This window comes from Orenia sp. (assembly GCF_055140805.1).
The window spans coordinates 1-10,762 of the sequence record NZ_JBSQYM010000103.1 but is presented as its reverse complement, the minus strand read 5'-3'; the positions used below and the strand labels follow the sequence as shown (position 1 = coordinate 10,762).

Here is a 10,762-nt window from a genome sequence, read left to right as displayed (position 1 = left end):
GTAGTGGATAGTTAAAAGACTAAAAACCTATGTTTAAATGATTTTGAACTTAACTGTCAACTATCAATTATCAACTATACACTGAAGTAAAAAGTGTCGTAATTTCCCCAAAGTATACAGAAAATAAAACAAACCATTAAAAAAAGCAACCATAATGATATGGTCGCTTTCTTAAAATAATTTATCAATTTACCTTTCTAATATTTACACCAATACTACCTAATTTATCTAATATATTTTCATATCCACGTTCAATATGATAAATATCACTAATCTCAGTCTCCCCTTCTGCTACCAATCCTGCTATAATTAAAGCAGCTCCTGCCCTTAAATCAGTAGCCTTAACTTTAGCTCCTGTTAATTTCGATTTTTTTACAATAGCAGACCTACCATCTATCTTGATATCTGCGCCCATTCTCTTTAATTCATCAACATGACCAAACCTATTTTCAAAGACAGTCTCTATCACCATACTAGCTCCCTCAGCTTTGGTCAATAAAGCCATAAACTGTGCTTGCATATCTGTAGGGAATCCTGGATAAGGTAAAGTTTTCATATCAACAGACATTAATTTACCTTCTGAGATGATTCTGACACTATTAACATCTTCCTCAACTATAACTCCCATCTCCCTTAGCTTAGCGATTAATGGCTTGACATGCTCTACTAATACATTATCTATATACAAGTCACTTTCTGTAATGGCAGCAACCATCATATAAGTTCCTGCTTCAATTCTATCAGGAATAATTGTATATTCTCTGCCTTTTAATTTTTTTACACCTTCTATTTTGATAACATCTGTCCCCGCACCTTTAATTTTAGCCCCCATTACATTAAGATAATTAGCTAAATCAATAATCTCAGGCTCTCTAGCAGCATTTTCAATCAGGGTCTGACCTTCTGCTTTAGTTGCTGCCATCATAATATTTGATGTAGCCCCTACACTTGGATAATCCAGATAAATCTTAGCTCCAATCAATTTATCTGCTTTAACTTCTACTACGCCATGCTCTATATTTATCTCAGCACCCAAAGCTTTAAATCCTTTAAGGTGTAAGTCAATAGGTCTACTACCTATCTCACAGCCACCTGGCAATGAAGTAGAAGCATGTCCAAAACGAGCCAATAACGCTCCAAGAACATAATAAGAAGCCCGCATCTTCCTAGCTAAATTATAAGGAATATTTAAGCGATTAATAGTATCTGTACTAATCTTTAATCTATTATTATTATACTGAGTTTTAGCTCCTAAGGAATTTACTATCTTAATTAAGTTATTTATATCTCTTAAATTAGGAATATTCTCTAAAATACTTTCCCCTTCTCCTATCAGTGCAGCCATAACAATTGGTAAGGCGGCATTTTTGGCACCACTAATACTGACCCTACCTTCTAATTTGCTTACTTCCTCTACTATTAGAAAACTCATCTTAATCCTCCTAATCAAATTTATCACAATTCAATAATTATCTTCTTGGTTCTTGGCTTAGTTCCTTCTTTAAAGAATAAAATTTAACCCAGTAATTAATGATTAGTAGGACATTTTTTTCCTATAATCTTGTCTAACCAACTCATTTTTTGATAATTTGCTAATTCTTCTGGTGCTTTTTCCTTAATCATTTGATAACATTCTTCACATACTTTCTCCCCTTTAGCATTAATAAGTTCTATTGGTAGCCCTTGTTCTTTCAAACTAGTCACTCTATTCTTAATCAGAATATCATTCTGCTTAACCGCATGGTCGCTTACCACAACTAGACCTATATCTCCTTTGAAATCAGGTGAATCTACTTTTTTAAAAGATAAATCATGCTCTCTAGCCAATCTAATATAATCCTTAGCTTTATCCATATCTACTCTTCGATTAATTATTAGCTTCTTTGCTTCATTATTCTTAATAGCTTCTAAAACCTCTGGATATGTCCCTGGTTCTTCGATCTGTTCAAAGGTTAACGCCTTTAAAACTCTTTCTTTGAACTCACCCAAAAACCTATTCTTCTCACCTTTCTTCAGTTCAAAACCACCACGAATTCCTGCACTGACCCTCTGTTCTAAATCACTTTTACCTTGATTCTCAATTATAGCTTCTTGTTGAATATCTTTATCTTCACTCATGACCTCACCCCGTTGAATTTCTTTTTTCATTTATCATTATTCCTTAACTATCAATATTATAATCATACAACTTTGGAATAAAACTTAAATATAACAAAATATAACACTATATGGAGATATTGCGACACTTTTAAAATTAGCGTGAGCGGGTGTGTGAGTGTGAGTAAACCCCAATAAAAAGAAGTTTTACACACACTCACACTCATAGCTCACACTTGACACAAAGTGTCGCACACTCTCTCTTTAATCTCACCTTAAACTTGAATGCATATTCAGTTATGGTATCTGATTATCGATTAATATTACCCAGCCTTCATAGTATAATTTACCACTTAAATAAAAAAAGAGCAAGAGATTTTACTCTCTTACTCAAAATTTCTACCTTTGCTGACTTTTAATCTATTCATAGCCTTCTTTAAAGCAATCTCAGCCCTTTTAGAATTAATTGAGCTATTATCTTTAGATAATCGCTTTTCGGCTCTTTCTTTAGCAGATTTAGCTCGGTCCACATCAATCTCATCAGAGTATTCAGCAGTATCAACCAAGATACTAATCTCTTCAGGTTTTACTTCGATATAACCTGTACTAGATGCTAATATCCTCTCTTGGTCATTGTTCTTGAGTTTAATCTGACCAATATCTAGACCGGTCACTAAAGGTTGATGTTCTGCTAAAAACCCTCTATCACCATCTATAGTTCTTACAGTTACCATAGATGCTTCTCCATCATAGACCACCTTTTCTGGTGTAATGATACTTAGTTTCATTGTGGACACGATTAATCACGACCTTTTTCTTTTTCAGCCTTTTCTATAGCTTCATCTATTGTACCAACAAAAAGAAAAGCTTCTTCTGGTAAGTCATCATGCTTACCTTCTAAAATCTCTTTGAAACCACGTACAGTTTCATTAACTGGTACATACTTACCTGGCATACCAGTAAATTGCTCTGCTACAGAGAATGGCTGTGATAAGAAACGTTCAATCTTACGAGCACGGGATACAACTAATTTATCATCTTCAGATAATTCATCCATACCCAAAATCGCAATAATATCTTGTAAATCTTTATACTTCTGTAGAGTTTCTTGGACTCTACGAGCAACATTATAATGATCTTCTCCCACAGTACTTGGACTCAAAATAGTAGAAGTAGAATCCAATGGATCAACTGCTGGATAGATACCTTTCTCAGCAATCTGTCTTGATAATACTGTAGTTGCATCTAAGTGAGCAAATGTAGTTGCTGGCGCAGGGTCAGTTAAGTCATCAGCAGGTACATATACTGCCTGTACTGAAGTGATAGACCCTTTCTTAGTAGATGTGATTCTCTCTTGCAACTCTCCAACATCTGTTGCCAAAGTCGGTTGATAACCTACCGCTGATGGCATTCTACCTAATAATGCTGATACCTCAGAACCAGCTTGCACAAAACGGAAGATATTATCTATAAATAACAATACATCCTTACCAGCTTCGTCACGGAAGTATTCAGCCATAGTCAGACCTGTTAGTCCAACTCTCATTCTTGCTCCAGGTGGCTCATTCATCTGTCCATAAACTAAGGCTACTTTATCTAATATATCTGCTTCTTGGAATTCTAACCATAAATCATTACCTTCACGAGTACGCTCTCCTACTCCTGTAAATACAGAGAAACCACCATGCTCAGTAGCGATATTATTGATTAATTCCTGAATTAATACTGTCTTACCTACACCTGCACCACCAAATAGACCTACCTTACCACCTCTAGAGTAAGGTGCTAACAAGTCAATAACTTTAATTCCTGTTTCAAAGATTTCAGTTGATGTATCTTGTTCTTCATAACTTGGTGCTTCTCTATGTATTGGAAGATATTTATCAGTCTTTACTTCTCCTGCTTTATCAACTGCTTCACCTAATACATTGAAAATACGACCTAAACATTCTTCTCCTACTGGTACAGAAATAGGACCACCTAAATCGATAGCTTCCATACCCCTTTTTAATCCATCAGTAGAGCTCATAGATACACCTTTTACACGGTTATCACCAACTTGATGCATAACCTCAACAACTACTTCTCTATCATGTTCTTTATCTACAATCTTTATCGCACCATTGATTTCAGGTAACTGTTCATTACTAAATTCAACCTCAACTACTGGACCAATAACTTCTACTACTCGCCCAATATTTTGAGATGAGTTATTCTCTCCACTCATTCTAATACCTCCTTTAACTTCAGTCAATTTCATAAATTGAACTTTATGGAGTTAAATTATTATACTTAGTGCTTTTCATAAAATACAGAATCATATAGTCATTATGAAATTTTTATGACCTACTAATCTAATGCTTCTGCTCCTCCAACAATCTCTGATAACTCTTGAGTAATAGCAGCTTGACGAGCACGGTTATAAGATAATTTAAGTTTGTCAATCATATCTTCAGCATTATCTGTAGCCGAATCCATTGCTGTCATTCGAGAAGCAAACTCACCAGCTTTTGATTGTATTAGGGCACCAAAGATAACATTCTTTAAATACTGTGGTAATACAGCAGATAGAACTTCTTCTGCTGATGGATCATAAAGGTAACTTTCTTCGGGGTTATTAACCTCTAATGATTCTGGTGGCTCAATCGGTAATATCTGTAGTTTCTCTACACTTTGGCTAACTACAGAATTAAATTGAGTATATACTAGATGAATCTCATCTAAAATTCCTTCTATATATAACTCTACCAACTCATTAGCTATGTTCGTAGCTGTAGAGAAACCAGGACTATCTTCAACTTCAATATATTCAGAGATAATCTCTGCTTTATTTTTGAAGTAATCCCTACCTTTTTTACCGATACTTATTAAAGCACTATCCTTATCAGTTTCTTTCAAGCTTTTCTCAACCTCTTTGATTACACGGCTATTATACGCACCACATAATCCCCGATCACCAGTAATGAATACATACCCTATCTTCTTAACATCACGCTTTTCAAGTAGAGGATGTAAATCATCATCTATTCTAGCTGTAATATCAGCTAGTGTTTCTTTAGTTTTATCAAAAAAAGGCTTAGCATTCTCTGCTCTTTCTTGGGACTTTCTTAACTTAGCAGCAGCAACCATCTTCATAGCTCTAGTTATCTTTTTAGTACTTTCGACACTAGTAATTTGCCGCTTAATATCCCGCATACTTGCCATCGTTAAATCACCTCACTTTCCTAGCAAAAGAAGATTAATTAAGCAGTTGCTCTATCTTTGCTAGTAGCAAAAGTATCTTTAAATTCTTTAATTGCAGCTTTTAAATTCTCTTCTGTATTCTCTTCTAGCTTACCACTTTCTACAATAGCTTCTCCCACTTCTGGGTGAGTATCCTGCATAAATTTAATAAACTCTCTCTCAAATTTTGTAATATCTTCAACAGGGATATCATCTAAGTAACCATTAGTTACTGCATAGATAATCATAACTTGATCCTCTATTTCTAATGGATTAGTTTCATCCTGTTTTAATACTTCTACTATTCTCTCTCCACGAGATAATTTCTTCTGAGTAGATTCATCAAGATCAGAACCAAATTGAGCAAAAGCTTCTAATTCACGATACTGAGACATATCTAACTTTAATGTTCCTGCAACAGATCTCATAGCTTTAATCTGTGCATTACCACCTACACGAGATACAGATAATCCTACATTAACTGCTGGTCTAACACCAGAGAAGAATAATTCACTCTCTAAGAATATCTGACCATCAGTAATAGAGATTACATTTGTAGGGATATATGCCGAAATATCTCCTGCTTGTGTTTCAATAATAGGTAGAGCTGTTAAAGAACCAGCACCTAACTCATCATTTAACTTAGCAGCACGTTCTAATAATCTAGAGTGCAAGTAGAATACATCACCTGGATAAGCTTCACGTCCTGGTGGTCTTCTTAAAAGTAATGACATTTCACGATAAGCAACAGCATGCTTAGATAAATCATCATAAACAACTAGAACATCTTCTCCCTGATACATAAACCCTTCTCCAATAGTACAACCAGCATAAGGAGCTAAGTACTGTAATGAAGCAGGTTCACTAGCAGAAGCGGAAACTACTGTTGTATATTCCATAGCACCTGCTTCTTCTAATTTATTTACAATTTGAGCAACTGTAGAAGATTTCTGTCCAATCGCTACATAAATACACGCTACATCTTTACCTTTTTGATTAATGATTGTATCGATTCCAATAGCTGTTTTACCAGTCTGACGGTCACCGATTATCAACTCACGTTGTCCCTTACCAATAGGTACCATAGAGTCAATTGCTTTAATACCTGTTTGTAGTGGTTGCTTTACAGGCTGACGGTCTACTATTCCAGGTGCTTCAGACTCAATTGGTCTAGCTTCATTACTATTAATTGGTCCTTTACCATCAATAGGTTCACCTAATGAATTAACAACACGCCCCTTTAACTCTTGACCAATAGGAACCTCAACAATTTTATTAGTTCTATTTACAGTATCTCCCTCTTCAATCTTAGATTCATCACCTAAGATAACACAACCTATACTATCTTCTTCTAAGTTAAGTGCCATACCATAGACACCACTATCAAATTCTAGTAATTCACCAGCCATAGCATCTTCTAAACCATAAATTCTGGCAATTCCATCACCAACATTAAGTACAGTTCCTACACCTTTTACTTCTAGTTCTACATTATAATTTTTTATCTGTCCTTTAATTATAGAACTAATCTCTTCAGGTCTAAGATTCATCTATTTTCACCCCTAACTTGCTTACTTCTAAACCTTTTAATGTATTTTCAAGCTTTTTAAGATGATTTAATAAACTCCCATCAACTACTTTATCTCCAATTTTCAAAATCAACCCGCCTAATAAATCAGGCTGAACTTTCAACTTTAAAGAGATTGCTTTTTCTGTAATATTTTCTAATTTAATCTTTAATTTCTCTTGATACTTATTTGCTAAATCAATCGGTGAAATAACCTGAACTTCCAATATATTTTCTTGCATATCAACTAATTTTTTAAATTGTTGATAAATAGTATGTAGATAATCTACTCTTCCTTTATCTATCAATATCTTAAGAAAGTTCATTAAATAACTTGATAATTGATTTTCAAATAACTCTGTTAAAGTCTCCTTCTTTTGTCCATTGCTAAGCTTAGGATGATTAATTAGTTTCTTCAAATCATCACTATCATTAATTACATCAATAAGTTCTCTAAATTGCTTTTCAGTTTCCCCTAAAACTTCTTCTTCCATCGCCAATTCAAATAAAGCTTGAGCATATCTTTCAGCTACTTGGTTTCTTAACATCCTAGCTCACCCAACTTATCTTTATCTATTCCTTCAATATAACTCTCTACTGTCTTTTCTTGCAAGTCCTTATTAATGGACTTCTCTAACAATTGTTTAGTCATTTGAATTGAGATATTTGTTACTTCATCTTTAAGATTTTCAATAGCTTGTTGTTTAGCACGAACAATCTCTTTTTCTGCTCTTTCAATCTTATTATTAGCTTCAGCTTTCGCTTCATTAATAATATCCTCTTTATTTCTTTGTGCTCTACGACGGCTTTCTTCTATTATTTCTTGTGCCTCACTTTTAGCTTCTCTCAATCTATTTTGATACTCCTCTTTCAAATCAATAGCTTCTTTTTCTTTTTTCTTAGCTTTATCAATCTGATTTGAAATTTTCTCAGAACGTTCATTCATAAAATTACTAATAGGCTCAAATAAGAAATGACGTAAAATCAAATATAGTACAATAAAGTTAATAACTTGGAAAAAGAAAGTTACATCTAAACTAATCACTTATTTGCTACCTCCCTTCAAAAAATAAATTTCCATTATAAATAAAAACTTATAAGAAATACAAATAATCAAAATAGAAGATGAATAATACATCATTATCCATCTTCACTCCCTTATTAGCATTAATGATTATCCTAATAACTTAATAAGTGGATTAGCAAATAATAAGATTAAAGCAATTACCAAGCCATAAATACCAGTGGTTTCTGCAACTGCAGCACCTAATAACATTGTTCTTACAATAACACCTTGAGCCTCAGGTTGCTTACCTACTGCTTCAGCACCCTTTCCTGCTGCAAATCCCTGTCCAATACCTGCTCCAATACCTGCTATCATCGCTAAACCTGCACCAATAGCTGATGCTGCTAAAACTAATGCTTTATCAGTCATTTGTTTTTCCTCCTTTAAAGATTATATTAATATTTAACTTACATTAACCTAAGTAATGGATTGGCAAACAATAAAATTAAAGCAACAACTAAAGCATAAATACCCGTTGTCTGTCCTACCGCTTGCCCTAATAACATAGTTCTTACAATTAAACCTTGGTATTTAGGTCTTTGACCAACACGTTCTGCACCTTTTCCAGCTGCATAACCTTGGCCTATACCTGGACCAATTCCTGCTATCATTGCTAAACCTGCTCCTAAAGCAGATGCTGCAATGACTATTCCTATACCTTCTAAATTAATTAATGGATTAGCATATAATAAAATTAAAGCAACAACCAAAGAGAAGATCCCTGATGTTTCAGCTACAGCTGCACCAAGTAACATCACTAATGTGATATTATTACTATTTTGTTCGTTATCTCCTACTGCTTCAGCACCTTTTCCAGCTGCATAACCTTGGCCTATACCTGGACCAATCCCTGCTATCATTGCAAAGCCAGCAGATAAAGCAGTTGCTGCTAAAATTAAAGCCTTAGGACTAAATTGCTCTAGCCAATTCAACAAGAAGGTAACTATATTAGATATATCGTCCACTTAATCCCCTCCTTTCCCTGTATCTTAATAAATTATTCCATCCCTACTGAAATATAGGTCATAGTCAACATCGTAAAGATAAAGGCTTGTAACAATCCAGCAAAAACATCAAAATAGAGACTAGCTATTCCTGGAAGAACAACTGTTACAACACTAAACAATAATCCCATGATAACTATTCCACCTAACATATTACCAAAGAGACGGAAAGAAATAGATACAGGATCAGCCAAAGTTCCAATAACATTCAACGGAAACATAAAAGGCATTGGCTCAAAATAAGACTTTAAGTAAGATAAAATACCTTTGGCTTTTATACCAAAGAAGTGAATATTGATAAAGGTAATAAAACCTAGAGCAAAGGTTGTATTTAAATCTGCAGTAGGTGTATATAAATTCAATAAATCTCTACCAGGAATAATACCTAATAAGTTAGCAAATAGTAAATAAAGAAAAAGTGTACCTATATAAGGAACAAACTTTTTCATTCCTTCTCCCATACCATCTTCAACTAAACCTTGTATAGTTTCTACAAACATCTCTGCTATACTCTGTAAACTACCAGGCTTAGGCCTTTGCTGAAGATTTCTAGTAGCTAACCAAGAAAATATAGCTAAAATAATCATTATAAACCATGTAGTAGTTACTGTAGATTTAACAGGTATATCTCCTATATGGAACATAACATGTGGTGAAAATGACTCTGCATCTACCTTATTAAGAAACATAAAATCTAGTAACTTATGAAAAAAATCCATTTAACTCCTCCCCCCTTTCTACAAGATTCTAAACAACTTGCTTGCTTTCCCAACAACTGAAAGCATTAGTGATTAAAATAACAATTTTGACTGTTAGCATACCAATTATGGTAGTCAATAAACTAACATCTTTTCTCTGCAAAGAAATATAAAAAACTAAGAACCACAAAGTATATCTTAATATGTATTGAACAAATACATATAGACCAGCTTTAACAGGTGGAAATTTAACAGCTTTCTGTAATGAATTAGATAATAAATAAAAATTCACAATACTCATTAATGCTCCTACAAATAATCCAAAAGCACTTTTTATATCAAATAAAACTAATATTCCTATTAAGAGCAAATCCAGCAAAACAGCCCATTTAATTATAAAAAATCTAGTCTCCTTTAATTCTTCCACTAACTATCCCTTCCTATCCTTCTCAGTAGCCATAAGTAATCTATAAGCACTTTTAAACCCTGATATAACACCTAAAATAGTAAAAAAAATCAAAAAAATAACCTTAGTACCTAACCATTCATCAAGTTTATTACCAAACCAAACACAAATAACTATAGGCACTACAATACTAATGCCTACCTGAGATAATAAAGCTAAAGCTTTAAGAACACCTATGTTGTCCTTCATTATAATTCTCCTATGTATTTAATAATTAACTAATGTCTAGAAATTAAAATTACCCTTTTCTAGTTTACACAATATATCTCTAAATATACATAAAACCACAGGAACATATAGTAACACCTGTGGAAAAGTATGTCCCCCTTTTTCACATGCCTACGAGGTTAGCTGTCGGATTCGGGTAGAGGATACCCTACTAATATAAAATTTAAGTTTAAGGTCAAGAATAACTATAACTAAATACTTAACATTCACTTAACCTCATACCTAAATTTACTATTAGATTCACCCCAAAGTCGGTTCCCCCGCTCTTTATAGATTAGGCACTTTTAATTTAGTTTTCATTATACTACAAAAACATAACATTGTAAAGTTTCTTTAAGTGAGTAAACTTTACTTAAAAATGTGATATAAAACGAATACATCCTAATAGATATTAGCTGTCTCTTATACACATCT

13 protein-coding genes and 1 riboswitch are annotated in these 10,762 nt (G+C 33.6%); all 13 genes read right to left on the bottom strand.

What is annotated here, in order from left to right; all coding sequences use genetic code 11:
• Window positions 1–184: 184 nt before the first annotated feature.
• A complete protein-coding gene (locus tag ACTCDL_RS10685) occupies window positions 185–1,432 on the bottom strand; it encodes a UDP-N-acetylglucosamine 1-carboxyvinyltransferase (RefSeq protein WP_463176464.1) in 1,248 nt (415 codons plus the stop codon).
• 95 nt (window positions 1,433–1,527) lie between these two features.
• Window positions 1,528–2,148, bottom strand: a complete 621-nt coding sequence (locus ACTCDL_RS10680) for a YueI family protein (protein ID WP_463176463.1) — start codon at window positions 2,146–2,148, stop codon at window positions 1,528–1,530.
• 335 nt (window positions 2,149–2,483) lie between these two features.
• Complete coding sequence (locus tag ACTCDL_RS10675) at window positions 2,484–2,885, bottom strand: F0F1 ATP synthase subunit epsilon (RefSeq protein ID WP_463176462.1); 402 nt, start codon at window positions 2,883–2,885, stop codon at window positions 2,484–2,486.
• Window positions 2,886–2,896: 11 nt separating this feature from the next.
• Window positions 2,897–4,324: a F0F1 ATP synthase subunit beta gene (gene atpD, locus ACTCDL_RS10670; protein ID WP_463176461.1), complete on the bottom strand. Its 1,428-nt coding sequence runs from the start codon at window positions 4,322–4,324 to the stop codon at window positions 2,897–2,899.
• Window positions 4,325–4,446: 122 nt separating this feature from the next.
• Window positions 4,447–5,301, bottom strand: a complete 855-nt coding sequence (atpG, locus tag ACTCDL_RS10665; protein ID WP_463176459.1) for an ATP synthase F1 subunit gamma — start codon at window positions 5,299–5,301, stop codon at window positions 4,447–4,449.
• A gap of 38 nt (window positions 5,302–5,339) precedes the next feature.
• A complete protein-coding gene (gene atpA, locus ACTCDL_RS10660; protein WP_463176458.1) occupies window positions 5,340–6,869 on the bottom strand; it encodes a F0F1 ATP synthase subunit alpha in 1,530 nt (509 codons plus the stop codon).
• Window positions 6,859–7,434 (bottom strand): ATP synthase F1 subunit delta, encoded by a 576-nt coding sequence (gene atpH, locus ACTCDL_RS10655; RefSeq protein ID WP_463176457.1) that lies wholly within the window; start codon window positions 7,432–7,434, stop codon window positions 6,859–6,861. The genes atpA and atpH overlap by 11 nt, the downstream gene beginning before the upstream one ends.
• Window positions 7,428–7,931 (bottom strand): F0F1 ATP synthase subunit B, encoded by a 504-nt coding sequence (gene atpF, locus ACTCDL_RS10650; protein WP_463176456.1) that lies wholly within the window; start codon window positions 7,929–7,931, stop codon window positions 7,428–7,430. Before atpF ends, atpH begins: the two co-directional genes overlap by 7 nt.
• A 129-nt stretch (window positions 7,932–8,060) precedes the next feature.
• Window positions 8,061–8,321 (bottom strand): ATP synthase F0 subunit C, encoded by a 261-nt coding sequence (gene atpE, locus ACTCDL_RS10645; RefSeq protein ID WP_463176455.1) that lies wholly within the window; start codon window positions 8,319–8,321, stop codon window positions 8,061–8,063.
• Between the two features lie 38 nt (window positions 8,322–8,359).
• A complete protein-coding gene (gene atpE / locus ACTCDL_RS10640) occupies window positions 8,360–8,917 on the bottom strand; it encodes an ATP synthase F0 subunit C (protein ID WP_463176454.1) in 558 nt (185 codons plus the stop codon).
• 32 nt (window positions 8,918–8,949) lie between these two features.
• Window positions 8,950–9,675, bottom strand: a complete 726-nt coding sequence (gene atpB / locus ACTCDL_RS10635) for a F0F1 ATP synthase subunit A (protein ID WP_463176453.1) — start codon at window positions 9,673–9,675, stop codon at window positions 8,950–8,952.
• 28 nt (window positions 9,676–9,703) lie between these two features.
• Entirely contained in the window at window positions 9,704–10,081 is a 378-nt protein-coding gene (locus tag ACTCDL_RS10630) for an ATP synthase subunit I (RefSeq protein ID WP_463176452.1), read from the bottom strand.
• A 3-nt stretch (window positions 10,082–10,084) separates the two neighbouring features.
• Entirely contained in the window at window positions 10,085–10,309 is a 225-nt protein-coding gene (locus ACTCDL_RS10625; protein ID WP_463176450.1) for an AtpZ/AtpI family protein, read from the bottom strand.
• Between the two features lie 132 nt (window positions 10,310–10,441).
• A riboswitch (cyclic di-AMP (ydaO/yuaA leader) is annotated at window positions 10,442–10,639 on the bottom strand.
• Window positions 10,640–10,762: the final 123 nt, after the last annotated feature.

Coding starts and splice junctions, on each gene's coding strand:
- atpE (WP_463176455.1), bottom strand. CDS start 8,321: ATGACTGATAAAGCATTAGTTTTAGCAGCATCAGCTATTGGTGCAGGT.
- ACTCDL_RS10675 (WP_463176462.1), bottom strand. CDS start 2,885: ATGAAACTAAGTATCATTACACCAGAAAAGGTGGTCTATGATGGAGAA.
- ACTCDL_RS10625 (WP_463176450.1), bottom strand. CDS start 10,309: ATGAAGGACAACATAGGTGTTCTTAAAGCTTTAGCTTTATTATCTCAG.
- atpA (WP_463176458.1), bottom strand. CDS start 6,869: ATGAATCTTAGACCTGAAGAGATTAGTTCTATAATTAAAGGACAGATA.
- atpG (WP_463176459.1), bottom strand. CDS start 5,301: ATGGCAAGTATGCGGGATATTAAGCGGCAAATTACTAGTGTCGAAAGT.
- atpH (WP_463176457.1), bottom strand. CDS start 7,434: ATGTTAAGAAACCAAGTAGCTGAAAGATATGCTCAAGCTTTATTTGAA.
- atpB (WP_463176453.1), bottom strand. CDS start 9,675: ATGGATTTTTTTCATAAGTTACTAGATTTTATGTTTCTTAATAAGGTA.
- ACTCDL_RS10685 (WP_463176464.1), bottom strand. CDS start 1,432: ATGAGTTTTCTAATAGTAGAGGAAGTAAGCAAATTAGAAGGTAGGGTC.
- ACTCDL_RS10680 (WP_463176463.1), bottom strand. CDS start 2,148: ATGAAAAAAGAAATTCAACGGGGTGAGGTCATGAGTGAAGATAAAGAT.
- atpD (WP_463176461.1), bottom strand. CDS start 4,324: ATGAGTGGAGAGAATAACTCATCTCAAAATATTGGGCGAGTAGTAGAA.